The sequence below is a fragment of the Xanthobacter aminoxidans genome (genome assembly GCF_023571765.1).
Lineage (GTDB): Bacteria > Pseudomonadota > Alphaproteobacteria > Rhizobiales > Xanthobacteraceae > Xanthobacter > Xanthobacter aminoxidans.
The window spans coordinates 121644-147295 of record NZ_JAMJXC010000012.1 but is presented as its reverse complement, the minus strand read 5'-3'; the positions used below and the strand labels follow the sequence as shown (position 1 = coordinate 147295).

The following is a 25652-nucleotide window of genomic DNA, read 5'->3' as shown; positions in this document are numbered from 1 at the left end:
GGGGCGCGCACTCTAGAAGCCTGCCGCACGGGTGGAAAGCCGGCCGAAATGGTAAGCCGGAACGTCGCAGGCAAGCCGGATGGCAGAAGGAGGCGGCCTTAGGCCGCCTCTCCCTTGAGCTTGCGCATCAGCTCTTCCAGCTCCGCGCTCTTCTCCGCCGGCAGCACCACGTTCACCCGCGCCAGCAAGTCGCCGTGGCCCCCTGTCGCATTGGGCAGGCCCTTGCCGCGCAGGCGGAAGGTGCGCCCGCCGGAGGTCCAGGCCGGGATGGCGAGTTCCACCGCGCCGGTGAGCGTCGGCACCCGCACCTTGGCGCCGAGCACCGCATCGGCGAGCGGCACGTCCAGAGACTGCCTGAGGTCGTCGCCATCACGCTCGAACAGCGGATGGCTGGCATAGGAGATGGTCACGTAGGCATCGCCGGCCGGGCCGCCCATGGGGCTCGGCTCGCCCTGCCCCTTGAGGCGCATCCGGTGCCCCTCGCGGGTGCCGGGGGCGATCTTGATATCGATCTGCTTGCCGTTGGGCAGCCCGACACGCTTCGACGCCCCCTGCGTCGCCTCCTCGAAGGAGACGGGGAGCGTGATTTCCATGTCGGCGCCCGGCTGGGGCGCGAAGCCGCCACCGGCGGACCGGCGCTGCCGACCGAAGCCGAAGATGTCGCCGATATCCTCGAACCCGCCACCGCCGCCACGGGACGTGCGCCGGGCTCCTTCGGGACCGAAGGAGAAGCTCTCGAAAATCGTGTCGCCGTCGAAGCCGGAAAAGCCGCCGGGCCCGCGCCGGGGGCCGCCGCCACCGAAGCCGGTGAATTCCGGAGCGCGCGGCTTGCCCTCCGCGTCGATCTCGCCGCGGTCGAACTGGCCCCTTTTCTCCTTGTCGGAGAGAATCTCGTGCGCCGTGTTCAGCTCGGCGAAGCGGTCCTGGGCCTTGGGATCGGACGCATTGGCGTCCGGGTGGAGCTTCTTCGCGAGCTTGCGGTAGGCGCGCTTGATCTCTGCCTCGTCGGCGGTCTTGGAAACACCGAGGACGTCGTAGGGATCACGCATGAATAGTCACCTCGCCGGCCGGCACTCAGGCGGCCAGCCGCAGGGAACATGTGGTTCCGCGGCGCAGAAAATGCAACGGCACCGCTCAACCGGATTGCGCTTTTGTGCGCCATGCCCGTTTTCCGCGCCACTCCTCGGGAGAAGGCTCAGGCGCGACCGAGCAGGCGGACCTGGTTGAGCGTTGTGCCGGTGCGGCCCTTGCACGCCTCGCCCTGCACCCAGCGGTCGGCGGACTTGCCGTCCACCAGCGAGATCATGAAGCCGCGGCAACCGGCCTGGGTCGGGCCGACCGGGGTCGCCGTGCCACGGGCGCCGGTCTCCGGATTGTCCCACGGCACCGACACGTCGCCATCCCGGGCGGCGAGCGCCTGGTCGAGGGCGAGCTTGGCCTGCGTCCAGTCGCCGGCGGTGATGCCCTTGGGGGCCGGCCCTTCCGGCACCGGCAGCGAGACCTGCGTCGCCTTGATGGAGCCGGTGACGAGCGAATCGTCGTCGTGGAACGGCGCGCTGGCGCAACCGGACAGGAGCGCGGCGAGAAGACACGCGCCTGCCATGGCCGCGAGCCCTTCGCGCGGGCGCCCGACACTTCTATATAGAACGATGAAGCCGCCCGGAGAGGCGTGCGAACGGTCAGACACGAGGGGCTCCACATGACGGCGAGCGACACCATGGAACCCCGTGATCCCTTAACATCCGGTGATTTCACCGAATCTTCCGAGCCTTTCCGTCTTTTTGCCGAATGGCTCGAGGAGGCCGGCAAGTCCGAGCTCAACGATCCGAACGCCATGACCCTTGCCACCGTGGACGAGGACGGGCTGCCGGACGCGCGCATGGTGCTGCTGAAGGGGCTGGACGAACGCGGCTTCGTCTTCTTCACCAACACCGGTAGCGCCAAGGGACGTGAACTGGCGGCCCATCCGAAGGCGGCGCTGGTGTTCCACTGGAAGTCGCTGCGCCGGCAGGTGCGGGTGCGCGGTCCGGTGGAGCAGGTGAGCGACGCGGAGGCGGACGCCTATTTCGCCACCCGCCCCCGCCTCTCGCAGATCGGCGCCTGGGCCTCGACCCAGTCGCGCCCGCTGGAAGGCCGCTTTGCGCTCGAGGCCGCCGTGGCGACGACGACCGCGAAATATGCCCTCGGCACCGTGCCGCGCCCGCCCCACTGGACCGGCTTCCGCATCCTGCCCGTGGCCATCGAGTTCTGGCACGACCGGCCGTTCCGCCTGCACGACCGCGTGGTGTTCCGCCGCGCCGGCGAGGGCGAGGCCTGGACCAAGACGCGGCTCTATCCCTGACCGAAAGGGCTGGCGGCGGGGCTGACGGGACTTGACCCGGACGTGGGCGGATGCTGCATCACGTTCGCCCGCTGTGGCCGAGGCTGACATCATGACATCCGAAACCGAAGACCGGCCGCGCATCATGCTCCTCACCGGGGCCTCGCGCGGCATCGGCCACGCCACGGTGAAGCGCTTCTCCGCCGCCGGCTGGCGCGTCATCTCCTGCTCGCGCCATGCTTTTCCGGAGAAGTGCCCGTGGGGTGCCGGCCCCGAAGACCATCTGCAGGTGGACCTTTCGAGCCCTGCCAGCACCAAGGCGGCCATCGCCGAGGTCAAGAGCCGCCTGCCGGAGGGCAAGCTCGACGCGTTGGTCAACAATGCCGCCATCTCGCCCAAGGGCGAGGGAGGCACCCGCCTCGGTACGCTGGACACCGACCTAGAGACCTGGGTGGACGTGTTCCAGGTGAATTTCTTCGCCCCCATCATCCTCGCCCGCGGGCTTTCGGCGGAACTGGAGAAGGCGCAGGGCTCGGTGGTGAATGTCACCTCCATCGCCGGCTCGCGGGTGCACCCCTTCGCCGGCGCGGCCTATGCCACCTCGAAGGCGGCGCTGGCCTCCCTGACGCGGGAGATGGCTTCCGACTTTGGTCGCAGGGGCATCCGGGTGAACGCCATCGCGCCGGGCGAGATCGACACCGCCATCCTCTCGCCGGGCACCGACAAGATCGTGGCGCAGATTCCCATGCAGCGCCTGGGCACGCCGGACGAGGTGGCGAAGATCATCTACGTGCTGTGCACGGAGACCTCCTCCTACCTCAACGGCGCCGAGATCCACATCAATGGCGGCCAGCACGTCTGACGCGGCGGTCTACAGCCAGCCGCGCCACTTGAAGAAGACGTAGGGCAGGATGCCGGAGATCACCATCGCGACGAGCGCCGCCGGATAGGCATAGGTCCAGCTCAGCTCCGGCATATGCTGGAAGTTCATGCCGTAGATCGAGGCGATGAGCGTCGGCGGCATGAGCACCACCGAGAGCACGGCGAAGATCTTGATGATGTTGTTCTGTTCCAGGCCCACCATGCCGATGGTGGCGTCCAGCAGGAACTGCAGCTTGTCGCCGAGGAAATTGGCATAGTCGGACAGTCCGGCCACGTCCCGGCTCATGGACTTGATGTTGGCCTTGCCGTCTTTCGCGATGGTCGAGCCGTCGGTGTCCGCGCCGAGGAAGGAAATGAGCCGCTGCAGCGAAGCGAGGCTTTCCCGGGCGTAGGAGACGAGCCCCTCCTTGCGGCCGATGTGGGACAGGATGGCGCGGTAGCGCTGGTTGGCGTTCTCCCGACCACTCGAACGCTCGAAGATGCGCCGGGAGATGCGCTCCACGTCCGCGCCGATCTGCTCCAGCACGTCGGCGGAACGGTCCACCACGGCCTCCAGCAGTTCGATGAGGATATCCTCGCCTTTCACCGTTGCGGGGCACGACTTGCCCAGCCGGTTGGAGACCGAGGGGAATGCCCGGGGCTCGCCGTAGCGCACGGTGATGAGGCGGTTGCGGGTGAGGATGAAGGTGACGGCCAGCATCACCGGCGTCTCGGTATCGGCGCCGCAGAGTATGGTGGCGGTCATGTAGCGCGCGCCGTCCTCCACATAGAGGCGGCTCGACTGCTCGATCTCGCCCATCTCCTCGCGCGTGGGCACGGAGATGCCGGCGAACGATTCCGCCCGGTCGTCGTCCGCCTCGGAGGGGGAGATCAGGTCGACCCAGACCGCGGCCTCGGGGATGGGTCCGTCCGTGACCGGAACGGCCTCAAGGCTTCCTTGTCTGGCGATATAGGCGAAGAGCATGCGGCGGTCCTTGATCGGCCCGCCCTTCTAGCCCGCCGCGAGGCGTGTGGGAACCGAGCCGATCGGGAGGTGCGACCGCCGCCGCTTCCACTCCCCGCTACGGATACCACCCATCCGGACGTCCGGCGGCAAAACGGTGTCGCCGCCGATCGGGACGTGGGGGTGTCGATGCGTGACATCTTGCGGCCAGCGCACCGCTTTCACCACCCCGGTCCGGCCCCCGCGCCGGTTCCGGGTGGACCATCGCTCCCGCCTCAGGCGGCGAGGAAGTCGATGTCCTTGAGGGTGACGACCTTGTTGGCCTGCGCCGCCTTGGCCTCGACCGCCTTCTTGTCGCTCGCCTGCTGGGCGGCCGCGGCTACGGCGGAAATGCCGATGTCGCGCCACTGCTGGCTCTGCGCCGTACGCTTCAGATCCGATTCCTCCCGGGGGCTGAGCCCTTGGTGTCCGGTAGACATGTCCCAACTCCTGTGTGGTGCGCCGTTACGCAGCGGCACCTTCGCGTGACCCTTCCAGAGATGGCGATCAACTGCGTCAAAACTGTGCAGCCGATGCGACTTCTCCGCGGTCATACGAAGAGTAGGCGCCCCAAAGCTTGCGAAACTCCAAAGAGGGTGCCGAAAGGGCAATCTGTGAGGCATTTCTGCAACGCTTTCTCACAAGCATCCTCTCCTCAACTGAACACCCTTCTAGCGGAGCGGACATTGGGTTAATTCATTTTTGCGGGTCGAATCCTCCTTGTGCGTCAAGGGAAGAGTTAAAGAGGCGAGCTATGATGTGGCGGGTCGTCGGGGCACTGCTGACGGGATTGATGCTCAGCGGCTGCGTGTCCGAGACAATTGCGCCGGCGCCGGAAACGGCGATGACGGCGCGTGACAAGCAGCTTCTTGCAAACAAGCCGTACCCGAATGTGAAGCCTTCGGGTCAGTATGCGCGGCATATCGTTGAGTATCCGACCAACAAGAAGCCGGGAACGGTGGTCGTCGATACCCCGAACAAGTACCTTTACTACGTGGAAGGCAACGGTAAGGCGATCCGCTACGGCGTGACCGTCGGCGAGGAAAGCCTCGCCTTCCGCGGCCAGGCCAAGGTCGGTCGCAAGACCGAATGGCCGAGCTGGACTCCCACGCCGGAAATCCACCAGCGCATTGCCGGCCTGCCCTCCTATGTGGCGCCCGGCCCCCACAATCCCATGGGCGCCCGCGCCCTGTACCTCTACCAGGGCAATCAGGACACCCTGTTCCGTATCCACGGCACCAACCAGCCGGAATACATCGGCCAGGCGATCTCCTCGGGCTGCATCCGCATGCTCAACGAGGACGTGATCGATCTCTACAGCCGGGTTCCGGTTGGCGCCGAGGTCGTGGTGCTCTGAGCCTTACGGCTGTCTGACGCAAAAGGGCGCGGCTCGGCCGCGCCCTTTTTTTGTTTGCGTGCTCTCCTTACGGAAGACTGTGAAGCCTTCAGTCGGCCTGCCCCTGCTTTGGCTGGGAGCCCTTTGAGCCACTGTCCTTGGTCTGAGTATTCTTGGGTGGGGACGTCTTCGTCTGGCCGGGCTTTGCGGCGCGATCCGCGCCCGGCGCGTCACTTTTCGCCGTGCCCTTCCCCGTAGCGGGTTTGCCGGTGGTGGGCTTGCCGGTTGCAGCCCCGCCCTTGGGCGGGGGAAGTGGCGCACTCTGGGCCTGGGGCTCGGCCTCGGCATTCTCGGCGGCGGCTGCCGCGGCCTTCTCCGCCGCCTCGTCATCTCCGCCCCCGGTCGAAGCCGCCGGAGCGTTCGCCGCCGGCTTGTCCTTGCGTGATGCCACAGCTGAACCGGCGTCGAGATTCCAGTGGCACAGCTTGAAGTCATTCCGGCGCTGGGCGAGGTCCACATGGATGTGATCCTCATGATAACCGTCTGAGCCGGGGCCGAGCACCGTGGCGAAACGGGTGCAGGCACTGTCCTTCATGGACGCACGCAGGGCCATCGGCAGGCCCCCCTTCGCGACCGTCCACACCCGTCCGTCGCCCAGCTCGAAGCCGCCCACATCCACCGCATTGCCGCGGCCGTGCTCGCTCATCTTGGCGCCCGCCACCCGGTTGCGCGGGCGGCAATTGTAGGAATCGGCGATGCGGATCGCCGTCAGCTCCCCACCGGCGGCAGCAACGGCGGGGGCCAGCGCCTCACTCATCCACGCCGCGGCCGCCACGGTCATTTCACATCGCGAGATCGCGGCCGGCTTCAGCGGAAGCATCCGTCCATCAGCCAGCCGAACCGCGGTCAGTCTGACCGGGATGAACGTGCCGCAGACTGGACTGGGAGTGAGGGACGTCTCAAGGCTGGCCTCGATCGCCCCCTCCGCGATCAGATCGGCGCAGGCGGCGGGCATCATCATGGGACCGGCCGGTGGCGATGGCACCACGCTGGGAGATACGGCCGATGGAGTCGGGACTCTCGGGCCGCCGGAGGTCACCGCGGCGTCGGGCGCCGTCTCCCGCGAGGCCACCTGCGGCCGCTGCGCAGGCCGTACGGGATCCCGCACGAAGCGATCTGCCCTGCCCACGTCCACCGGTCCCTCCTGCCGCGCGGCGTCCTGCCCATCGGCCTCCGCCGCGCTGTCCTCCTCCGCCAGTTCCGGCGGGCGCCGCGGCGGAAGCGGCGCCGCGCGCAGGGAAGGCACCCGCGCAACCGCAGAAGAGGAGGACGCCTTGAGATCCTTGGGCTTGACGGGCGGCAGCGGGGTCGCCGCGCTTGATGGGCCGGGCATCGTGAATGCGACCAGGCCGATGCATACGGCGACCGGTATCCCCGCCGTCCACGGCACCGTCCTCCGCAGCGCTGCGTCGGGCATGGTTAGGGAACGGCTCGGAGCGGCGGGTCGTCTGGATGACATACACGTGATACTAAAGACGTCCTCCGCTGCGGTCGAGCCGGCCTGCGGGAGCCCCTCCCCGCCCAGCGGATGAACCCATGCAGGATCTGACCGCGCTGCTTTTCGACAAGGACGGCACCCTGGTTCACTTCGACCGCACCTGGGGTCGGGCGGCCGGTGCGGTCATGCGGCAGATGGCGCGCGATGACGCCCATGCCGTCGCCCGGCTAGAGGCGGTGAGCCACTATCTCCCCGACGAGGAACGCTTCCTGCCCACCTCGCCCCTCGTTTCCGGCTCGTCGGCCCATTATGGCCCGCTCTGGGCTCACGCTCTGGGCCGCCCCGCCGATGCCGGTTTCCTCGCGGAGATCGATCGCCTGTTCGCGGCCGAGGGTCTCGCCAACCTCACGCCCATCGGCCATCCCGCCCGGGCGCTGCAACGGCTGAAGGCGGCAGGCTTCGCCCTCGGCATCGTCACCAATGACGCGGAAGAGAACGCCCGTCAGCAGGCGGCAGCCCTCGGCTTTCTCGATCTTCTCGACGCGGTTCACGGCTATGATTCCGGCTTCGGCTCAAAGCCGGGTCCGGGAATGGTGGCGGCTTTCGCCGAGCGGTTCGGCCACCGCCCATACGCAATGGCAGTGATCGGCGACAGTGCCCACGACCTTGCGGCCGCACGTGGGGCGGGCGCGCGCTTCATCCTGGTGCGCAGCGGGCCGGCGCCGGTGGACGATCTCGTCACCGATGCGGATCTCGTGGTGGACAGCGTGGACGACCTGCCCGAGGTCCTCCTCGCCTCGGGGGGCAAAGCCTCTTCCCTCGCCGCCGAAAACGCGGTCTAACCAACCGGCAACGGCGCAGGACGCGCACCACAGGCCGCAGGATGATCAGACGCCGGCTTTACACCGAGGAGCGCTATTCACCGCTGGCCCGCTGGAGCTTTCGGCTGGCGCTGTTCTCGGTGCCCGTGGTGGCGCTTGCTGCCGGTCTCTATCGCGCGGGAATGCTGGATTTCCAACCGGCCATCGCCACGCTGTCGGCGGGGCTCGGCATGGCGCTCATCGCCGCCGCCATGGGTATCGTCGCCTTCTTCATCACCTGGGAAACGGGATGGCTCGGCATCGGCCGCGCCATTGCTGCGGTCGCCATAGGCGGCCTGGTTCTCGCCGGGCCTGCAGCCGTCCTCGCCCGTGGCATGATGCTGCCAAAGCTAACCGATATCGCGACGGACCCCACCGATCCGCCCCGCTTTCGCGCCCTCATGCTGGCCCACCCCCGGGATGCCAACAGCCTTGCCTTCGGCGGGGCGGCGGCGGCCGAGACCCAGCGCATGGCCTATCCCGGCATCAAGCCGGTCGACCTCACGGCGACGCCGGAAGAGGCGTTCAACACCGTCCTTGCCCTGGTACAGAAGCGGCGCTGGCACATCCTCGATGCGATTCCCCCGCGCGGAACCCGGCGCGACGGTCAGATCGAGGCCGTGGCGGTTTCGCCCGTCATGGGCTTCCGCAGCGACGTCTCGATCCGCATTCGGCCAACCGCGAAGGGGGCGCGGGTCGATGTGCGCTCCTCCGCCCGCTACGGCATCCATGACCTCGGCACCAACGCCCAGCGCATCGAGGCGCTGATGGCGGACCTCGCAGCCGAGCGGCGGCGGCGCTGAGTCTCAGACCGCAGACGTTCCCAGAAGCGCGACGGCAGCCGCCGCCTCGTCCGGCGGCAACGGTTCCACCAGGCCCGGGCCTTCATTGCGGACGGAATTGACGCTGGCCGAAACCGGGGTCAGGCGAAGCGCCTCGCTGGGATAGGAGCGCATCAGGGCGGCGCCCTCCTCCCCCTCCAGCCAGGCTGAAATTTCCTGGTCGGGCAGGATGACCGGCATGCGCTCGTGCAGCGGGCGCAGGCGTTCTGTGGCGGGGCAGGTGAGGATGGTGAAGGTGCGGAGCCATTGGCCCGTGCCGGGATCCTTCCAGCCCTCCCACAGGCCGGCGAAGGACATGGGAGAGCCATCGGCGCGGGAAATGACGAAGGGCTGGCGCCGCTTGTCCACGGCCTTCCACTCATAGAAGGCGTCGGCAGGGACGATGCAACGGCGCCGGGCGCGCCAAGCCCCGCGGAAGGTCGGCTTTTCGGCAACAGTCTCCGAACGCGCGTTGATGAGGCTGCCGCCGCCGGATGGGTCCTTGGCGAAAGACGGCACCAATCCCCAACGCAGCAGATCGAGATGACGTCGCCCCGTCTCGGGATTTCGGCGGACGACCATGAGAGTCTGAGTCGGCGCCGCGTTGTAGCGGGGCGGGACGTTGGGCAGAGGCGCCAGCGTCGGATCGACCCCGAACAGGGCGGCGAGGGCCGCCGGAGGCGTCAGCTGGACGAACCGTCCGCACATGGCCGCGCCGGTTTCTCTCGCGTCAGGCCGCCCGGCGGAATCGGCCGGTGATGGCTGCCGTTCCATCGGTGACGACCCGGCCGCTGGCCACCAGATGCTCGAGATGCGCCAGAACAGTGAGCGATGCCGCCCCCACCAGTCGGGGATCGAGGCCGATATAGATGCCCCGCACCAGATCGGGAATCGTCTCCACGTCCCGGTCCAGCGCCCGCAGGATCGCGGCCTCCCGCGCCACACGATGGGCGAGGTAATCGCGCACGAACGCCGGGGCGCCGCGCACGGGCCCGCCGTGGCCGGGGAGGTAGACCGACTCGGTGCGTGCCGCGAAGCGCTCGAGCGATCGGATGTAGTCGCCCATGGAGCCGTCCGGGGGCGCGACGATGGAGGTGGCCCAGGCCATCACATGATCGCCGGAGAAGATGAGATCTTCCTCGGCCAGCGCGAAGGCCATGTGGTTGGCGCAATGCCCCGGGCTGGCAATACCCGTCAGCGTCCAGCCCGGACCACCCACCGCCTCACCGCCAGGCAGGACGACGTCCGGCCGGAAGTCCATGTCGGCGCTGGCGTCCAATGGGTTCACCTCGCCGATGGCGAGCGGGCGGGCGGCGCGATGTTGCCCCTCCGCAACAGTCGGCGCACCGGTGGCGGCCTGGATGGCGCGCGCCGCGGGGGAATGGTCGCGATGGGTATGGGTGATGACGATGTGGCTGACGGTCTCGCCCCGCACGGCATCGAGCAGTGCCGCAATATGGGTGGGATCATCCGGCCCCGGATCGATGATCGCCACCGTACCTTTTCCCACGATGTAGGAGCAGGTTCCGGTGAAAGTGAAGGGTGAGGGATTGGGCGCCACGATGCGCCGGACCAGCGGCGTCACCTGATCGAGGCGGCCGGCTGGAACATCAAAGCTTCGGTCGAAGGCGATTTCGTCGCTCATGGGGCAACGCTAGCCCAGTTGAGGCTTCAGCGACAACCGCGGCGGTGGCGGGCTCCGGGCGCGCGCTGATGCGGTTTGATGGTTCGGAAACGGCGGCCTGGACCGGAACGGGATCGGGTCGCCAAGCCGGGGTCGCGCAGGCAAAAGAAAAGCCCGCTGCCGAGGCAGCGGGCTTCACGATGAAGCAGAGCTTCGATCAGAACTTGTAGTTCACACCCGCGCGGAACGAGTTGAACTTGGAGTCCGTACCAGCGCTCAGGCCGGGCGCGATCGCGACGGCGTCCACGTTGGCAGAGCCGAGGTCGACGTAGAGGTATTCGGCCTTGAACGTCCAGTTGTTGGTGATGGCGAACTCGCCGCCGGCACCGATGGTCCAGCCCCAGTTGGTGCTGGACTGGTCGAACACCTGCACGCCCAGGATCGAAGCCGTGGTCGCGGTCTTGCCGTAGGCCACACCACCGGTGATGTAGGGCAGGAACCGGTCGATCGCGTAGCCGAGGCGGGCGCGGATCGTGCCGAAGTAGTCGATGGTGGTGCCAGCGCTCACGACCGGCAGGCCGAGGACGGAAGCGCTGACGGTGCCAGCGATGTTGGCCCACTGCAGGTCGGTCTCGATACCGAGGACGACGTTGTTCGCGAACTGGTAGTTGTAGCCGATCTGGCCACCGGCATAGAAGCCGGAGGAGTTCAGGCTGGCCGAGGCGACCGGGGCGCCGAAGTAGTTGACGTCGTAGGTGAACGAGTCACCGCCGTAACCGACGTTGCCACCGATGTAGAAGCCGGTCCAGGAGAACACCGGAACGACGGCAACCGCCTTGACGGGATACTTCGTCGCCAGGTCAGCAGCCGCGGCCGGAGCCGAGAGCGCCGCCAGCGCGACAGTGGCGAGAAGGAACCGCTTCATGACCAAAACCCCCTTGCTTGGGTAACTTGTGCTTTGGGCGAAATCACCGACGACCGTCTCGGGCCACAAGTCCTTTCGTCCAGTGACATCTATCTAGCAGGGGTCTCGCCGGAATGCCGTAACATTCTTGCCACAGTCGCCCCAAATCAGCACGCCTCGGAGCCAAATTCCTAGTATGCTACCGCTACATAGCGGTGTTGGCCGCCCTTCGCCGGCTATCGGCGCGGTGACCGGATCCGAAAGGTAAATTGTTCGTAAAAACAATCGCCTTCAAGCTGCGTTCAGAGGCCCGGATTTAGTCTGGATTCGTAGGTCTCCCGAAGGAGGACGCCATGCAACCTTACCGATTCCCCGCCTTTGCGCGGTCGGTCGCGGCCGGGGCGGCGCTCGCCGCAATCACCTCCGGCGCCGCGCTGGCGCGGCCAGACAGCCTCACGATGACGTGCGCCGCGGCGGCCGGCCTCGTCTCGAGCCAAGGCGCCATCGTCATGGGCACGGGTCCCAACATCTTCGACCGCTACGTGATTTCGCTGCGCTACTGCTCCGGCTTCGAGCAGCTGAAGCCGGAATGGATCAAGACGAAGGACAATCCGCAATGCTTCGTGGGCTATACCTGCTACGTGCCGACTCGGGACAATTCCTTCCGGTGAGGAACGACCGGCTCGAAAGGTCCGTCACGAAGGAGGATGCCATGACGACGTGCACCACCTGCCGGGTCCGCCCGGTTCTCGGCCTTGTGATGGCGGCCGGCCTTGCCGCCCTCGCCGGGCCTGCGGCGGCGCAGACGCAGAGCCGATCCTTCACCTGCACCCAGGCCGCGGCCCTCATTCAATCGAAGGGCGCCGTGGTGCTCGCCACCTCCCCCACCCTCTATGATCGCTATGTGCGGGACCAGAGCTTCTGCGTCTACGACCAGGAGACCCGCCCGGAATGGGTGCCCACGCGCGACAATCCCCAGTGCTTCATCGGCTACAGCTGCTATGTGCCCTCCCGCGGCGGCGGCCGTCGTTGAAGTCGGGGGACCAAAATCCCGGCTGCCGGACGCAAAAAGGCCGGGCAATCGCCCGGCCTCGATAGGGTCAAAAAGCGGCACCCCGCTCAGGCGATGCCGCGCTCCTTGAGCACGCCCTCGATCTCCTCCAGCACACCCGCGTCGTCGATGGTTGCGGGCACGGTCCAGGGATCGTGGTCCGCGATCTTCTTCATGGTGCCGCGCAGGATCTTGCCCGAGCGAGTCTTGGGCAGGCGGTTCACGGTGACCGCGAGCTTGAAGGCCGCCACCGGCCCGATGCGGTCGCGCACCAGCCCCACCAGTTCCTTCTCGATCACGTCCGGCGCGCGTCGCTCGCCGGCCTTGAGTACGACGAAGCCGCAGGGCACCTCGCCCTTCAGCTCATCCTTCACGCCGATGACGGCGCACTCGGCCACGTCCGGATGGGAGGCCAGCACCTCCTCCATGCCGCCGGTGGAGAGACGATGGCCGGCGACGTTGATGATGTCGTCGGTGCGGCCCATGACGAAGACATAGCCGTCATCGTCGAGGAAGCCGGCGTCGGCGGTCTTGTAGTAGCCGGGGAACTCGGCGAGGTAGCTCTCGGCGAAACGGTCGTCCTGCTGCCACAAGGTGGGCAGGCAGCCGGGAGGCAAAGGCAGCTTCACCACGATGGAGCCCATGGTGCCGGCCGGAACGGGCTTGGAGGCCTCGTCCACGATCTGCACGTCGTAGCCGGGCATGGGCACCGTGGGCGAGCCGAGCTTGATGGGCAGAAGGCCGAGGCCCACGGGGTTGGCGGCGATGGCCCAGCCGGTCTCCGTCTGCCACCAGTGGTCAACCACCGGCACCTTCAACTGCTCCTGCGCCCACACGACGGTATCAGGATCAGCCCGCTCGCCGGCGAGGAACAGGGTGCGGAAGCGCGAAAGATCGCGCCCCTGCTTCAGGAGGCAGTCCGGGTCCTCCTTCTTGATGGCGCGGAGCGCGGTCGGCGCCGTGAACAGCGCGACGACGCCGTGCTCCTCGATCACCCGCCAGAAGGCGCCGGCGTCGGGCGTGCCCACCGGCTTGCCCTCATAGACCAGCGTGGTCGCGCCGAGGATCAGCGGGGCGTAGACGATGTAGGAATGGCCGACCACCCAGCCGATGTCGGAGGCGGTCCAGAATACCTCGCCGGGCTTGATGCCGTAGAGGTTCTTCATGCTCCAGTCGAGCGCCACCATGTAGCCGCCGGTGTCCCGCACGACGCCCTTGGGCTTCCCGGTCGTGCCTGACGTGTAGAGGATGTAGAGCGGATCGGTCGCCCGCATGTCGGCGCAGAGGGCGGCCTTGCCTGCCGCGGCTGCGGCATCGACCGCGGCCTGCCAGTCGAGATCGCGGCCCTCCACGAGCGCGCCCGGCCCCTGGGTCCGCTGCAGCACCAGGCAGTGCTCCGGCTTCACGGCCGACATGGAGATGGCGAGGTCGAGGAGCGGCTTGTAAGGCACCACGCGGTTCGGCTCGATGCCGCAGGAGGCCGCGAGGATCACCTTCGGCTCGGCATCCTCGATGCGGGTGGCGAGCTCCTTGGCGGCGAACCCGCCGAACACCACGGAATGAATGGCGCCGATGCGGGCGCACGCCAGCATGGCGCAGATCGCTTCCGGCACCATGGGCATGTAGATCAGAACGCGGTCGCCCTTGGTGACGCCCATGTCCTGGAGCACGGCGGCCAGCGTCGCCGTCTCCTTCAGCATCTCGCCATAGGTGAGCGTGCGCTTGGTGCCGGCAACCGGGCTGTCGTAGATCAGTGCCGCCTGGTCGCCACGGCCGGCCGCGACATGGCGGTCGAGGGCGTTGTGGCAGACATTGCCCACCGCATCGGGAAACCAGCGGCCATAGACGCCGGCATCGGCATCGAAGATGGTCTCCGGCGGCCGGGTCCAGTCGATGCCGCGGGCAGCCTCGGCCCAGAAGGCGGACGGATCGGTCTTCCAGCCGGCATAGGCCTGCGCGTAGCGGCTCGCGCGATCAATGGACATGGACGTCTCCCTCAAGGGTCTTCTTTGGCCCGGTAGTGCCGGGTGCTTTTTTACAGCGCAAGCTCGCACAAATGCGTAAGACGTTTGTCGCCTGGGCCTGCAACCACATGCGGCGAACTGGTACTTTGGTATCGGGCACCGCTGATTGCACCGCCCTGCCGCCCTCGGCTAGGTTCGCGCTCCAATTCGACCGGAATCCCGGCGCGAACACAAGCTTTCGGACGAGGGGGGAGACACGATGGCCGGCATCTACGACCAGGATCTCGATCGGAATGCGGCGAACTACCAGCCGCTGACGCCCCTCGGCTTCCTCGAGCGGGCGGCGAGCGTCTTTCCGGACCACACCGCCATCCTGCACGGCAATTTGAAGCGCAATTACCGCGATTTCTACGCCCGCAGCCGGCGCCTTGCCTCGGCGCTCGCAAAGGTGGGCGTCGGCGTCGGCGACACCGTTGCGGTGATGCTGCCCAACGCGCCGGCCATGCTGGAAGCCCATTACGGCGTGCCCATGGTGGGCGCGGTGCTCAATTCGCTGAATACCCGGCTCGACGCCGCCATCCTCGCCTTCACCCTCGACCACGGCGAGGCGAAGGTGCTCATCACCGACCGCGAATTCTCTCCGGTCATCAAGGCGGCCCTCGCCCTCGCCGTCTGCAAGCCGCTCGTCATCGACTATGACGATCCCGAGTTCACCGGTCCGGGCGACCGCATCGGGGTGATGGAATACGAGGATTTTCTCGCCACCGGCGACGAAGACTTCGCCTGGAAGACGCCGGCCGATGAATGGGACGCCATCGCCCTGAATTACACGTCCGGCACCACGGGCGATCCGAAGGGCGTCGTCTATCACCACCGCGGCGCGCATCTGCTGGCGGTCGGCAATGTGGTGACGTGCGCTCTGGGCAAGCATCCGGTGTATCTGTGGACGCTGCCCATGTTCCACTGCAACGGCTGGTGCTTCCCCTGGTCCATCACGCTGGTGGCCGGCACCCATGTGTGCCTGCGTCAGGTGCGGGCGAAAGCCATGTTCGACGCCATCGCCGACCACAAGGTGACGCACATGTGCGGCGCGCCCATCGTCATGTCCACGCTGCTCAACGCGGCCGAAGCCGACAAGCGCCCCCTGCCCGGCCGGGTGGAGTTCATCACCGCCGCCGCCCCGCCGCCGGAAGCCGTGCTCGCCGCCATGCAGGACGCTGGCTTCAACGTGGTCCATGTGTACGGCCTCACCGAGGTCTACGGCCCGGCGGTCGTCAACGACTGGCACGCGGAGTGGGATGCGCTCGACGCCAAGCAGCGGGCCTTCCTCAAGTCCCGGCAGGGCGTGCGCTACAGCGCGCTGGAAGCCCTCGACGTGATGGACCCCGAAACCATGGTTCCGGTCCCCGCCGATGGCGAGACGCTGGGCGAGGTCATGTTCCGCGGCAACGTGGTGATGAAGGGCTATCTGAAGAACCCCTCGGCCACCGAAAAGTCCTTCGCAGGCGGCTGGTTCCACTCGGGCGACCTCGGGGTGAAGCATCCCGACGGCTACATCCAGCTCAAGGACCGCTCCAAGGACATCATCATCTCCGGCGGCGAGAACATCTCCTCCATCGAGGTGGAGGATGCCCTCTACAAGCATCCCGCGATCGCCGCGGCCGCCGTGGTAGCCAAGCCCGACGAGAAGTGGGGCGAGACGCCCGTCGCCTTCGTCGAGCTGCGCGACGGCATGAGCGCGACGGCCGAGGACATCATCGCCCATTGCCGCGCTCATCTGGCGGCGTACAAGTGCCCCCGCCACGTGGTTTTCGAGGAAATTCCCAAGACCTCCACCGGCAAGATCCAGAAGTTCCGCCTGCGCGAGCTGGCCAAGGAGGTTTGAGGAAGATGTCCGACATTGAAGTCCGCGACGCCAACGGCGCCGTCCTGAAGGACGGCGACAACGTCACTCTCATCAAGGACCTCAAGGTGAAGGGCACGTCCGTGACCCTGAAGCGCGGCACGCTGGTCAAAGGCATCCGCCTCACCGGCGACCCTGAAGAAATCGACTGCAAGGTCGAGAAGGTGAAGGGCCTCGTGCTGCGCACGGAGTTCGTGAAGAAGGCCTGAGCGCGTCACCTGGACGATGCGAGCCATGTCCAGCGCGACCCATTTCGGGAGGACTGGTCAGGCTCCCCGTGCGTGACTGCCCGATGACCCGGGGTTACAGACTCGATTTGCAATCCTGTCTGTAACCCCGCTTCCCCTGCCGCACCGGCACCTTTCCAATCCTTCATCCTGCGGCCATGGTTCAGCCATGCGCGGGGGTTCAATGCTTGCCGCGAAGCCCTCCCGGAGAGCCCGGCCTTGCGTGCCCTTCTATCCCTTCTCGGCGACATCCGCCGCCTCGCCGTGCCCTATTTCAAAAGCGAGGAACGCTGGATCGCCATCGGCCTCCTCGCCGCGGTGATCGCTCTGGAGCTCGCGTGGGTGTTCGCCACGGTGATGCTGAACGAGTGGAACGTCGCGTTCTACAATGCCATACAGGAGAAGGACTTCGCCGCGTTCAAGACGCAGATCCTGATCTTCTGCGCCATCGCCGCAGGCGCCATCGTCGTGGCGGTCTACCAGATCTACCTGAAGCAGTGGCTGGAGGTGCGCTGGCGGCGCTGGCTCACCCGGCGCTATCTCAACGCGTGGCTGGGTGACGACGTGCATTATCGCCTGCGGCTCGGCGGCGATGAGGCGGACAATCCCGACCAGCGCATCGCCGAGGATGTGCAGTCCTTCATCAGCCGCACGATTTCGGTCGGCGTCGGTCTGCTCGGCACCGTGGTGTCCCTCATCTCCTTCTCGGTCATCCTGTGGAATCTGTCCGGCTCGCTGCCGCTGCACCTGTTCGGGCGCGAGCTGAACGTGCCGGGCTACCTGTTCTGGGCGGCGCTGATCTATGCCGCGGGCGGAACGCTCCTCGCCCATTTCATCGGCCGGCCGCTGGTGAAGCTCAATTTCGAGCAGCAGCGCTATGAGGCGAACTTCCGCGTCGATCTCGTGCGGGTGCGCGAAAACGGCGAGCAGATCGCCCTTCTGGACGGCGCGCAGGCCGAAGAGCGCAAGCTCGAGGGGCGCTTCTCCCACATCTTCGGCAATTTCGTCGAGCTGATGAAGGCGCAGAAGCGCCTCACCTGGTTCACCGCCGGCTACAACCAGATCTCGACCATCTTCCCCTACGTGGTGGTGGCCCCGGCCTATTTCTCCGGCCAGATCCAGCTCGGCCAGCTGATGCAGACGGCGAGCGCCTTCTCCTCGGTGCAGGGATCGTTCTCCTTCTTCATTTCCAGTTACGTGACCCTGGCGGAATGGACCTCGGTCGTGCAGCGGCTCACCGGCTTCGAGAAGGCCATCGCGGCGGCGCAGACCAACCGCCCCACCGAGAGCCTCGCCTCCCTTCCCGCCACCAAGGCCCTGGCGCTGCGCGGGCTTGATGTGCGCCTGCCGGGCGGCGCGCCCCTCATCGCCACCGACGAACTCCATATCGCGCACGGGGAATGCGTGCTCATCACCGGTCCTTCCGGTGCCGGAAAGACCACGCTGCTGCGCGCCATCGCCGGTATCTGGCCCTACTCGACGGGCGCCGTGCACCGGCACGCCGAGCATCGCCTCATGGTGCTGCCGCAGAAGCCCTATGTCCCGGCCGGACGGCTGGATGTGGCCCTCGCCTATCCCCGCCCCGTCGCCGACGTGCCGCGGGACCGTATCGCCGAGGCCTTGACCGCCGTCGGGCTCTCCGACCTCGCCGGCCGGCTGGATGCGGAAGCCCTGTGGCCGCACGAGCTTTCGCTGGGTGAGCAGCAGCGCATCTCCATCGCCCGCGCACTGCTGGAAGAGCCCGAGGTGCTGCTGTTGGACGAGGCCACGTCCGCCGTCGACGAGGCGACCGAAGCGGCGCTCTACCGCTTGCTGCGGGAGCGTCTGCCGGAGAGCACCTTCATCTCCATCGGCCACCGCAACACCCTGGTGGACCTGCATGACCGGGTGCTGCACCTCCACGGCGAGGAATCGCCGCGAATGCTGGGACCGGCCGCGCCCCCGGCGCTCAAGGCGGTTTGAAAGCAGGCGGGACGGGACGAGGACGGGTCGGTAGTCCTTGCCCCCCACCGCACGCCTCAGCTAAGTCTGTTGCTGCAGTGCATCAGGCTGCCCAGCTGCCCCGCCCCGAGGTCCCGCGTGACAACCGCCGAGCCCGCCCAGAAGCCCCGTGACATCGTCTATTACGCCCTCGCCGCTCTGGTGGGCTTCATCGGGGGCGGCGTCGGCGCCGGTTTCCACTGGGCGACGGTGAAGGCCGGCGAGTGGCCGCTGCTGCTGCGCGAGCATTTCCAGGGGCCGGAGCTTTATGCCGCCCTCTCGGCCGGCGCCGCTCTGATGGTGGCGCTCGCGGTCTTCCTGGTGCGCCGCTTCGCGCCCGAGGCGGCGGGCTCCGGCGTTCAGGAGATCGAGGGCGCGCTGGAAGGCCTGCGCGAGGTGCGCTGGAAGCGGGTGCTGCCGGTGAAGTTCATCGGCGGCGTGCTGGCCCTCGGGTCGGGGCTGGTAGCGGGGCGGGAAGGTCCGACGATCCATATGGGCGCCTCCATCGCCAAGGCCATCTCGGACGCCGCCGGCCTCAGCACCCGCGACAGCCGGGGCCTGTTGGCGGCCGGCGCCGCGGCGGGTTTGGCGGCGGCGTTCAACGCGCCGCTGGCGGCCATCCTGTTCGTCATCGAGGAGACGCGGCGGCAGTTTCCCTATGGGTTGCGGACCTATAGCGCGGTCATCATCTGCTCGGCGGCGAGCGCCATCGTGGCCCAGGTCATCGGCGGCACCGCGCCGGACATGCAGATGGATGTGGCCGCCGTGCCGCTTCATTTCCTGCCAGCATTCATCGGGCTTGGCGTGGTGCTCGGAGGGGTGGGAATCGCCTTCAACGCGGCGCTGGTCTTTTCGCTGGATGCCGCACGGGGACTGGCTTTGAAGGTCTCGCCCTATGTCCTGCCGGCGGTGGTCGGAGCGGCGGTGGGGCCGTTGCTGGTGCTGCGGCCGGAGGCGACGTTCGGGGGGGAGATGCTGGCGGTGTCCTTGCCGGGCATGGGGTTGCCGGCGCTGACCTTGGCGGGGATCGTCCTGATCCGGTTCGCCATGACCATGGCGAGCTATTCCACCGGCATTCCCGGCGGCATCTTCGCCCCCATCCTGGCGCTGGCGACGGCGGTCGGGGTGCTGTTCGCGACCTTACTCGGGAGCCTTTTTCCCCTTCCGCCTCAGATGTTTGCGGCCTGCGGGATCGCCGCCATGGGCGGCCTGTTCTCGGCCACGGTGCGGGCGCCGCTGGTGGGGATGGTGCTGGTGGCGGAGCTGACCGGGGCCTACGATCTCCTGCTGCCGACCATCCTCACCTGCGTCACCGCAAACCTTGTGGCAGAAGGACTTGGCGGCAAACCCATCTACGAAGTACTGCTCGACCGCACCCTGCGCCTCGCCGGAATGCCCCGTCCGCCGGAGCCGGAACAGGACGTCATCGGCGGCTGGGACGAGCGGGAGCGGCGCCCGCAATAGGAGCCGATATCGGCAGGTTCAGTGGGGGTAGCACCAGGGGTATCGGCGGGATTCGGGACAGGTTCAGGACCGGTTCAGCTCCTGCCGGGTCCAAGATCGAGGCCGTCGCGCCCAACCTCCCCTCAAACGGTATCAAATTACATCCCGCCCCCCCGTCCCGAGTCCCCGCTGCGCGTCCGGGCGGGAGGCATCGGGACGCGACACGGAGGCCCCCATGGCGGTACGCCAGATCGTGAAATTCCCCGACCCGCGGTTGCGACTGCCGGCCGCGCCGGTGACGGTGTTCGACGCGGCGCTCGCGGACCTCGCGGCGGACCTCCTCGACACGATGCGCGCCGCGCCGGGCATCGGCATCACCGCGCCCCATGTGGGCGTGCCCACGCGGGTGGTGGTGCTGGAGCTGTCCCATGAGGACGGCCCGCGCACCTATATCAATCCCGAGATCGTGTGGTCCTCGCCCGAGACCATCCGCCATGCCGAGGGCAGCGTCTCCATGCCCGGCGCGGTGGAGGAGGTGGAGCGGAAGGCCCGCGTGCGGGTGCGCTACCAGGATCTCGCCGGCGCCTTTCAGGAGGAAGAGGCCGAGGGGCTGCGTGCCGTCTGCCACCAGCACGAGCGCGACCAGCTCGACGGCATCTTCTGGCTGCAACGCCTGTCGCGCCTCAAGCGGGAGCGGGTCGTCCGCAAATACGAGAAGGCACAACGCTCCTCCGCCGATTGAGGGCTGAAAGCGGCATCCATGGGGCAAGCTTGTGCTTGCGCATTCCCCGCCCATGCGCTCACTCTCACAGAAATATCCCTTCCCGGCGTTGCGGTTCGGGGCGGGCGGCTGGCCTGAAGGCGGGGCCGGAAGATGCGGGCGCGACGCGGGCGGAAGGCGGTTCACGGGCGAATCGGGACGGCACGGGCGTGCCTGCGGCAGCTCATGGCCGCCCTCGCCCTCATCCTCATGGCCCTGCAACCGGCCTCGCCCGCACGCGCCAAGAATGAACCCATCCGGCTGCAGGTGGTGGGCGGGCTCGGCGGCGTCACCCAGTTCACCCGGCTGGAGCAGCCGTTCTGGGAGCGCGAGATCACCGAGCGCACCAGCGGGCGCGTGGTCGCCACCATCATCCCCAACGACAGCGGCGGCCTGCGCGGGCAGGAGATGCTGCAGCTCATGCAGCTCGGCGTGGTGCCGTTCGGCACCGGCCTCATGTCGGTGGTCTCGGCGGAGGAGCCGGAGCTCAACGCCGTGGACCTGCCCATCCTCAACCCTGACATGGCGACCCTGAAGAAGACGGTCGCCGCCTTCCGCGTGCATCTCATCAACATCCTGCGCGACCGGTGGGACATCGAGCTGCTCGCCATCTATGCCTATCCGGCGCAGGTGCTGTTCTGCCGCTCCGGCTTCCGCGGCCTCGACGACATCGCCGGCCGCCGGGTCCGCACTTCCTCGGTGGCCCAGTCCGATCTGATGAAGGCGCTCGGGGCCATTCCCGTGGTGGTGCCGTTCGCGGATGTGGTGGATGCGGTGCGGCAGGGGGTGGTGGATTGCGCCATCACCGGCACCCTCAGCGGCCACGAGATCGGCCTCGGCGACGTCACCACCCACGTCCACAGCATGGCGATCAGCTGGGGGCTTTCCTTCTTCGGCGCCAACGTCAACGCCTGGATGGCCCTGCCGGAGGACGTGCGGGCCCAGATCCGCGGAGGCCTCGCCGATCTCGAAGGCCGCATCTGGCAGCAGGCCCAGGCCGACACCGCCCGCGGGCTCGACTGCAACACCGGCGCCGTCGCATGCAGCCGGCCGATGACCCACCGGCTGGTGGTGGTGCCGCAATCCGAGGCCGACGCCGCCCGCCGCCTTACTCTGCTCTCCGGAACCATCCTGCCGCGCTGGATCGAGCGGTGTGGCGCGGCTTGCGCCGATGCATGGAATGCCTATCTTGCCGAACTGCACGCGACGACCGCCAAAGCCGAGTGATCGCAGCCGGCCGGATGATCCGGGCGGAAGGGCCTCCCCCGGCGGGGACGGCGGCGCCCTCAAGCGTGGGGACTGGCGCCGACGATGATCTGGCACCGCCTCAAGCTCTCCGTCATCGCCGGGACCATCGTCATCCTGGGCCTGCTGATGGTCGGGACGGCCCTGCTCGCCCATCGCGGCCTCATGGCGACGCGGCTCATCGCCGAGGCGGACATCGAGCGCTCCGCCCAGGGCGTGGAAAATGCGCTCAACCGTCAACTGCTCCAGATCCATGGCGCGCTCGCCGCCATCCGGCCGCTGTTCGCCGCCGCCGGGGTCACGGCCACCTCGCCCGCCGCCAACGAGCTGCTGCGCGGCTTCAACCTGCAGACCATCGCCTATCGCGACATGATGCTGGTCGCCCCCGACGGCACCATCATCGCCTCGGCCCGGCCACGCGGCGCGCTGCGCTCGCTGCCCATGGTGACTCAGCCCACCAGCATCCAGCCCGCCGCCATGATCGGGCCGGTGCAGAATCCGGTGAACGGCGACTGGTCGCTCTATGCCGTCCGGGCGGTTCCCGGATGGGACGGCGTGGTCGCCGTCGCCGACGTCTCGACCCAGTCCCTCATGAAGATCCTGGCGGAGACCGGCCTCGCCCCGGGCATGCGCATCCGCATCGAACGGCCGAACGGCCAGCTGGTGGCCTCGCTGCCCCATGACGAGCTGGCCGTCGGCGAGTGGCGGCACGGTGCGCTGGGCACGCGACCGCCCGATGGCAGGGCCTTCGTCGCCACCGGCGACAAGGGCCAGCCGGAACTGGCCGTGGTGCGGAGCTCCCTGCCCGGGGACCTGCGCGTGGTGCTGGTCACCGACCTCGACGAGGCCCTCGCGCCATGGCGGCGCTTCCGCGATCGCCTGATCGCAGCCGCCGCCATGGGGGGCACGCTCGTGACGGCCTTCGCCGGTGCCCTCTTCCTGGCACTGCGCCAGCGCGAAAGGGTGGATGCCGAGCGCGCCCGCGCCACGGCCGTGCTCGCCAATGCGGTGGAAGCCATGTCCGATGGCTTCGCCCTGTGGGACGGCGAGGACCGGCTCGTCGCCTGCAACCAGCGCTACCGCGAGCTGTTCGCCATCACCGCGCCGTTTCTGACGCCGGGCGCCCGCTTCCAGGAGATCATGCGGGCGAGCGTCGCGGCCCGTCATCTCCCCACGGCCGGTCCGCTGAGCGAGGAGCAGGTGGCCGAGCGGGCCCGCTGGCATCGTCCCGAGCACAGCCCGGTGGAGCGGCGGCTGTCCGACGGGCGCTGGCTGCTGATGACCGACCGGCGCACCGCGGACGGCGGCGTGGTGGCGATCCGCACCGACGTCACCGCGCTCAAGGCGGTGCAGGCGGAGCTTGCCGAGGCCAACCTGCGCGCCACCGAGGCCGCCGCCGAGGCGCAGCGGCAGAACATGGCGCTGATCGAGCGCGAGGGGCGCATCCGCTTCCTCGCCCATCACGACGACCTCACGGGCCTGCCCAACCGGGTGGTGTTCCGCGAGCGCATCGGCAAGGCGCTCTACGAGGCCGCCGAGCGGAGCGAGAAGATGGCCCTGCTCTATCTCGACCTCGACCGCTTCAAGGACGTCAACGACACCCTCGGCCATCCCGTGGGCGACGCTTTGCTGCGGAAGGTCGCCGCCCGCCTCACCAACTGCGTTCAGGCCACCGACGTGGTGGCGCGCCTCAGCGGCGACGAGTTCGCCATCATCAGCATCGGGCCGCAGCAGCCGCAGGCGGCGACCGAGCTGGCCGAGCGCGTCATCGCCCTGCTCGGGGAGCCCTATTCGGCCCTCGGCCATACCATCGCGGTCAGCGTCAGCGTCGGCATCGCGGTGGCCGAGGCGGCGTGGATCGACGCCGACACCCTGCTCAAGCAGGCCGACCTCGCCCTCTACCGCGCCAAGGCGTGGGGCCGCGGCACCATGTGCGTGTTCGAGCCGGAGATGGACACCCATCTGCGCGCCCGGCTGGAGATGGAGCAGGACCTCAGGGAGGCCCTCGCCGAAGGGCAGTTCGATCTCGCCTACCAGCCGATCTTCTCGGTGGTCACCGGCGCGCTCACCGGGTTCGAGGCGCTGCTGCGCTGGAACCACCCGCGCCGCGGCATCGTCGAGCCCTCCGATTTCGTGCCGCTGGCCGAGGATTCCCGCAGCATTGTGGAGATCGGCGCCTTCGTGCTGCGGCGGGCGGTGGCCGACATCGCCGCCCTGCCCGGCAATCTGAAGGTGGCGGTGAATCTCTCGCCGGTGCAGCTCGCCTTCGGCGACATCGTCGGCACGGTGGAGGCGGCGCTGCGCGACAGCGGCCTGCCGCCCGGCCGCCTCGAATGCGAGATCACCGAAACCGCTTTGTTCGAGAGCGAGCAGACCAGCCTCGCCGTGCTCCAGCGGCTGCGCGAGATCGGCGTGAAGATCGTGCTCGACGATTTCGGCACGGGCTATTCCAGCCTCAGCCGGCTGCGCCTCCTGCCCCTCGACAAGATCAAGATCGACCGCTCCTTCGTGCAGGACGCCACCGAGGGCTCGGCCAGCGCCGCCATCGTCGAGGCCATCACCGTGCTCACCGGCCGGCTCGGCATCGCCACCGTCGCCGAGGGCATCGAGACCGAGGCGCAGTGGTCGCTGCTCGTCCGCACCTCCTGCGCCGAGGCGCAGGGCTTCCTGCTCGGCCGCCCCCTCCCCATCGCCGAGGCCGCCGCCCTGGCCCGCGACGGCTACGGTGTGCCGGTGGCGCTGGCGGCGGGCTTTTCCGCGCCGACGTGAGAGCCCGCCCCCGCCTTCCGGTACAGCCCGGTCAGGATCACCATGGGGGACAGAAGCGGCTGCGGCGCCGCGCGCATGCGCCGGTCCAGCGCCTCCATCAGCCGCGTCGTGAACCCTTCGCGGAAGGCGCCATCGCGGCCGGCGTCGAGCGCCGCCAGCAGGGAGGGCAGGAACGGCGCACGGAAGAAGCCGAGATGCTTCTCCGCCAGCGCCGCCGCGTCCCCGTCCACCCCATAGGCCGGCCAGAACGGGTCCGGCATCTCCCGCGCCTCCTCGGCGACGAGGGTGAGCCCCGCGAAGGCGCCGTCCGCGAACGGACTGCGGGCGTCGGCGGCGGTGCGCTCGAAGACGAGGATGGTCATGCGCCCGCGCTCGTCTTTTGTGAGCATCCCGCCCAGCGCCATGGCGTCCAGCTCCGCCTCCACCCACGCCATCAGCACCGGGAAGGTGGTGGGCTCGTCCTCCGGCAGGCTCGGCTGCACCACCACCAGCGCCCCGCCCGGCTTCAGCTCCCGCGCACGGGCGGCGAGGAAGGCCTGCCAGTCCGCCGCCGCCTGCGCGGCGAAGGCGGCGCGCACCGCCGGCGCCGTCTGCCGCGGCCACACATGGCCCGCCGGCATCACCGGCGCACGGCTCATCCAGTGGGCGGCGAACGAGCACCAGCCGAAATCCACGCTGGCATCCGGCAGCACCTGCTCATGGAAGGTGCGCCCCACGGCCGAGGCGAAGGCGCGCGCATCTCGCCGGAGATAGCTGTCGGGATCGTCCCGCAGCAGCGCGAACAGGGCGGAGAAATCATTGCCCGGCTGGTCGGTGTGGACGACGCTCACCGGCACGTCCGGCCCCAGCCGCCGGCGCGCATGGCCGAGCGCGAGCCCCATGGGCACCAGCGAGTTGCGCCCCGTGGCGCTGCCATAATCGGCCAGCGTGACGGGCGCTTGCAGCTCCATGCCCTCGAACGCCCGGTCGATCAGCGGCAGCCCGTGGGCGCCGCCCTTCGCCTGATGCTGGGCGTGGTCATTGTAGAACCCGCCCCCCTGCATGGGCGCCGGGCCCGTGGCCCGCTCGTCATCCCCGGCCATC

At 68.3% G+C, this 25652-nt stretch carries 24 protein-coding genes; 14 read left to right on the top strand and 10 right to left on the bottom strand.

Annotated features, from left to right (window positions below; translation table 11 throughout):
* Positions 1 to 98: 98 nt before the first annotated feature.
* Together EJ105_RS18145 and EJ105_RS18140 are read right to left on the bottom strand one after the other, a co-directional pair.
* Complete coding sequence (locus EJ105_RS18145) at positions 99 to 1049, bottom strand: DnaJ C-terminal domain-containing protein (protein WP_029555754.1); 951 nt, start codon at positions 1047 to 1049, stop codon at positions 99 to 101.
* 146 nt (positions 1050 to 1195) lie between these two features.
* Complete coding sequence (locus EJ105_RS18140) at positions 1196 to 1687, bottom strand: RT0821/Lpp0805 family surface protein (protein ID WP_156026249.1); 492 nt, start codon at positions 1685 to 1687, stop codon at positions 1196 to 1198.
* Positions 1688 to 1699: 12 nt separating this feature from the next.
* Between EJ105_RS18140 and pdxH the strand changes: the two genes are divergently transcribed.
* The gene (gene pdxH / locus EJ105_RS18135) at positions 1700 to 2341 is read left to right on the top strand and encodes a pyridoxamine 5'-phosphate oxidase (RefSeq protein ID WP_250167446.1); all 642 of its coding nucleotides are present in this window, start codon (positions 1700 to 1702) and stop codon (positions 2339 to 2341) included.
* Between the two features lie 124 nt (positions 2342 to 2465).
* Positions 2466 to 3182, top strand: coding sequence for an SDR family NAD(P)-dependent oxidoreductase (locus tag EJ105_RS18130; protein ID WP_155982467.1), 717 nt, complete (start codon positions 2466 to 2468; stop codon positions 3180 to 3182).
* 9 nt (positions 3183 to 3191) lie between these two features.
* On the opposite strand, the gene EJ105_RS18125 is transcribed toward EJ105_RS18130, so the two are convergent.
* Together EJ105_RS18125 and EJ105_RS18120 are read right to left on the bottom strand one after the other, a co-directional pair.
* Complete coding sequence (locus EJ105_RS18125; protein ID WP_250167445.1) at positions 3192 to 4166, bottom strand: magnesium transporter CorA family protein; 975 nt, start codon at positions 4164 to 4166, stop codon at positions 3192 to 3194.
* A 254-nt stretch (positions 4167 to 4420) separates the two neighbouring features.
* Complete coding sequence (locus EJ105_RS18120; protein ID WP_024280859.1) at positions 4421 to 4624, bottom strand: hypothetical protein; 204 nt, start codon at positions 4622 to 4624, stop codon at positions 4421 to 4423.
* A 404-nt stretch (positions 4625 to 5028) separates the two neighbouring features.
* Between EJ105_RS18120 and EJ105_RS18115 the strand changes: the two genes are divergently transcribed.
* Complete coding sequence (locus tag EJ105_RS18115) at positions 5029 to 5541, top strand: L,D-transpeptidase family protein (RefSeq protein ID WP_038193981.1); 513 nt, start codon at positions 5029 to 5031, stop codon at positions 5539 to 5541.
* Positions 5542 to 5629: 88 nt separating this feature from the next.
* Here EJ105_RS18115 and EJ105_RS18110 read toward each other — a convergent pair whose 3' ends face one another.
* The gene (locus tag EJ105_RS18110) at positions 5630 to 6997 is read right to left on the bottom strand and encodes an extensin family protein (protein ID WP_250167444.1); all 1368 of its coding nucleotides are present in this window, start codon (positions 6995 to 6997) and stop codon (positions 5630 to 5632) included.
* Between the two features lie 119 nt (positions 6998 to 7116).
* Between EJ105_RS18110 and EJ105_RS18105 the strand changes: the two genes are divergently transcribed.
* Positions 7117 to 7860 carry an HAD family hydrolase gene (locus EJ105_RS18105; RefSeq protein ID WP_029555759.1) on the top strand — a complete coding sequence of 248 codons (744 nt, stop codon included), beginning with the start codon at positions 7117 to 7119 and terminating at the stop codon, positions 7858 to 7860.
* Positions 7861 to 7901: 41 nt separating this feature from the next.
* Positions 7902 to 8681: a DUF1499 domain-containing protein gene (locus tag EJ105_RS18100; protein WP_250167443.1), complete on the top strand. Its 780-nt coding sequence runs from the start codon at positions 7902 to 7904 to the stop codon at positions 8679 to 8681.
* A 3-nt stretch (positions 8682 to 8684) separates the two neighbouring features.
* On the opposite strand, the gene EJ105_RS18095 is transcribed toward EJ105_RS18100, so the two are convergent.
* The 3 genes from EJ105_RS18095 to EJ105_RS18085 form a co-directional block, all read right to left on the bottom strand.
* Positions 8685 to 9407: an SOS response-associated peptidase gene (locus EJ105_RS18095; protein ID WP_250167442.1), complete on the bottom strand. Its 723-nt coding sequence runs from the start codon at positions 9405 to 9407 to the stop codon at positions 8685 to 8687.
* 22 nt (positions 9408 to 9429) lie between these two features.
* A complete protein-coding gene (locus EJ105_RS18090) occupies positions 9430 to 10344 on the bottom strand; it encodes an MBL fold metallo-hydrolase (protein WP_250167441.1) in 915 nt (304 codons plus the stop codon).
* A gap of 196 nt (positions 10345 to 10540) precedes the next feature.
* Positions 10541 to 11248 (bottom strand): outer membrane protein, encoded by a 708-nt coding sequence (locus EJ105_RS18085; protein WP_029555762.1) that lies wholly within the window; start codon positions 11246 to 11248, stop codon positions 10541 to 10543.
* A 332-nt stretch (positions 11249 to 11580) separates the two neighbouring features.
* Between EJ105_RS18085 and EJ105_RS18080 the strand changes: the two genes are divergently transcribed.
* Both EJ105_RS18080 and EJ105_RS18075 read left to right on the top strand, forming a co-directional pair.
* Positions 11581 to 11898 carry a hypothetical protein gene (locus tag EJ105_RS18080; RefSeq protein ID WP_024280866.1) on the top strand — a complete coding sequence of 106 codons (318 nt, stop codon included), beginning with the start codon at positions 11581 to 11583 and terminating at the stop codon, positions 11896 to 11898.
* 41 nt (positions 11899 to 11939) lie between these two features.
* Positions 11940 to 12260 (top strand): hypothetical protein, encoded by a 321-nt coding sequence (locus EJ105_RS18075; protein WP_250167440.1) that lies wholly within the window; start codon positions 11940 to 11942, stop codon positions 12258 to 12260.
* Between the two features lie 86 nt (positions 12261 to 12346).
* Here the strand turns inward: EJ105_RS18075 and EJ105_RS18070 are convergent, their stop codons facing one another.
* Positions 12347 to 14263, bottom strand: coding sequence for a propionyl-CoA synthetase (locus tag EJ105_RS18070; RefSeq protein ID WP_250167439.1), 1917 nt, complete (start codon positions 14261 to 14263; stop codon positions 12347 to 12349).
* A 238-nt stretch (positions 14264 to 14501) separates the two neighbouring features.
* Here EJ105_RS18070 and EJ105_RS18065 point away from each other — a divergent pair, with 238 nt between their 5' ends.
* From EJ105_RS18065 to EJ105_RS18035, 7 genes are all read left to right on the top strand, one after another.
* On the top strand, positions 14502 to 16127 hold the full coding sequence (locus EJ105_RS18065; protein WP_029555766.1) for an acyl-CoA synthetase: 1626 nt from the start codon (positions 14502 to 14504) through the stop codon (positions 16125 to 16127).
* Positions 16128 to 16141: 14 nt separating this feature from the next.
* Entirely contained in the window at positions 16142 to 16354 is a 213-nt protein-coding gene (locus EJ105_RS18060; protein ID WP_024280870.1) for an alkylphosphonate utilization protein, read from the top strand.
* A gap of 237 nt (positions 16355 to 16591) precedes the next feature.
* The gene (locus EJ105_RS18055) at positions 16592 to 18334 is read left to right on the top strand and encodes an ABC transporter ATP-binding protein/permease (protein WP_250167438.1); all 1743 of its coding nucleotides are present in this window, start codon (positions 16592 to 16594) and stop codon (positions 18332 to 18334) included.
* A 117-nt stretch (positions 18335 to 18451) separates the two neighbouring features.
* Positions 18452 to 19816, top strand: coding sequence for a H(+)/Cl(-) exchange transporter ClcA (gene clcA / locus EJ105_RS18050; protein WP_250167437.1), 1365 nt, complete (start codon positions 18452 to 18454; stop codon positions 19814 to 19816).
* Between the two features lie 214 nt (positions 19817 to 20030).
* Positions 20031 to 20537, top strand: coding sequence for a peptide deformylase (locus tag EJ105_RS18045; protein ID WP_250167436.1), 507 nt, complete (start codon positions 20031 to 20033; stop codon positions 20535 to 20537).
* A 204-nt stretch (positions 20538 to 20741) separates the two neighbouring features.
* Positions 20742 to 21782 (top strand): TRAP transporter substrate-binding protein, encoded by a 1041-nt coding sequence (locus tag EJ105_RS18040; protein WP_250167435.1) that lies wholly within the window; start codon positions 20742 to 20744, stop codon positions 21780 to 21782.
* A gap of 84 nt (positions 21783 to 21866) precedes the next feature.
* Positions 21867 to 24569 carry a bifunctional diguanylate cyclase/phosphodiesterase gene (locus EJ105_RS18035; protein ID WP_250167434.1) on the top strand — a complete coding sequence of 901 codons (2703 nt, stop codon included), beginning with the start codon at positions 21867 to 21869 and terminating at the stop codon, positions 24567 to 24569.
* Here EJ105_RS18035 and EJ105_RS18030 read toward each other — a convergent pair.
* Positions 24521 to 25651: a class I SAM-dependent methyltransferase gene (locus EJ105_RS18030; protein WP_250167433.1), complete on the bottom strand. Its 1131-nt coding sequence runs from the start codon at positions 25649 to 25651 to the stop codon at positions 24521 to 24523. The two genes, EJ105_RS18035 and EJ105_RS18030, sit on opposite strands and share 49 nt — an antisense overlap.
* Position 25652 lies beyond the last annotated feature (1 nt).

Coding starts and splice junctions, on each gene's coding strand:
- EJ105_RS18145 (WP_029555754.1), bottom strand. CDS start 1,049: ATGCGTGATCCCTACGACGTCCTCGGTGTTTCCAAGACCGCCGACGAG.
- pdxH (WP_250167446.1), top strand. CDS start 1,700: ATGACGGCGAGCGACACCATGGAACCCCGTGATCCCTTAACATCCGGT.
- EJ105_RS18130 (WP_155982467.1), top strand. CDS start 2,466: ATGCTCCTCACCGGGGCCTCGCGCGGCATCGGCCACGCCACGGTGAAG.
- EJ105_RS18125 (WP_250167445.1), bottom strand. CDS start 4,166: ATGCTCTTCGCCTATATCGCCAGACAAGGAAGCCTTGAGGCCGTTCCG.
- EJ105_RS18120 (WP_024280859.1), bottom strand. CDS start 4,624: ATGTCTACCGGACACCAAGGGCTCAGCCCCCGGGAGGAATCGGATCTG.
- EJ105_RS18115 (WP_038193981.1), top strand. CDS start 5,029: ATGACGGCGCGTGACAAGCAGCTTCTTGCAAACAAGCCGTACCCGAAT.
- EJ105_RS18110 (WP_250167444.1), bottom strand. CDS start 6,997: ATGCCCGACGCAGCGCTGCGGAGGACGGTGCCGTGGACGGCGGGGATA.
- EJ105_RS18105 (WP_029555759.1), top strand. CDS start 7,117: ATGCAGGATCTGACCGCGCTGCTTTTCGACAAGGACGGCACCCTGGTT.
- EJ105_RS18100 (WP_250167443.1), top strand. CDS start 7,902: ATGATCAGACGCCGGCTTTACACCGAGGAGCGCTATTCACCGCTGGCC.
- EJ105_RS18095 (WP_250167442.1), bottom strand. CDS start 9,407: ATGTGCGGACGGTTCGTCCAGCTGACGCCTCCGGCGGCCCTCGCCGCC.
- EJ105_RS18090 (WP_250167441.1), bottom strand. CDS start 10,344: ATGAGCGACGAAATCGCCTTCGACCGAAGCTTTGATGTTCCAGCCGGC.
- EJ105_RS18085 (WP_029555762.1), bottom strand. CDS start 11,248: ATGAAGCGGTTCCTTCTCGCCACTGTCGCGCTGGCGGCGCTCTCGGCT.
- EJ105_RS18080 (WP_024280866.1), top strand. CDS start 11,581: ATGCAACCTTACCGATTCCCCGCCTTTGCGCGGTCGGTCGCGGCCGGG.
- EJ105_RS18075 (WP_250167440.1), top strand. CDS start 11,940: ATGACGACGTGCACCACCTGCCGGGTCCGCCCGGTTCTCGGCCTTGTG.
- EJ105_RS18070 (WP_250167439.1), bottom strand. CDS start 14,263: ATGTCCATTGATCGCGCGAGCCGCTACGCGCAGGCCTATGCCGGCTGG.
- EJ105_RS18065 (WP_029555766.1), top strand. CDS start 14,502: ATGGCCGGCATCTACGACCAGGATCTCGATCGGAATGCGGCGAACTAC.
- EJ105_RS18045 (WP_250167436.1), top strand. CDS start 20,031: ATGGCGGTACGCCAGATCGTGAAATTCCCCGACCCGCGGTTGCGACTG.
- EJ105_RS18040 (WP_250167435.1), top strand. CDS start 20,742: ATGGCCGCCCTCGCCCTCATCCTCATGGCCCTGCAACCGGCCTCGCCC.
- EJ105_RS18035 (WP_250167434.1), top strand. CDS start 21,867: ATGATCTGGCACCGCCTCAAGCTCTCCGTCATCGCCGGGACCATCGTC.
- EJ105_RS18030 (WP_250167433.1), bottom strand. CDS start 25,651: ATGGCCGGGGATGACGAGCGGGCCACGGGCCCGGCGCCCATGCAGGGG.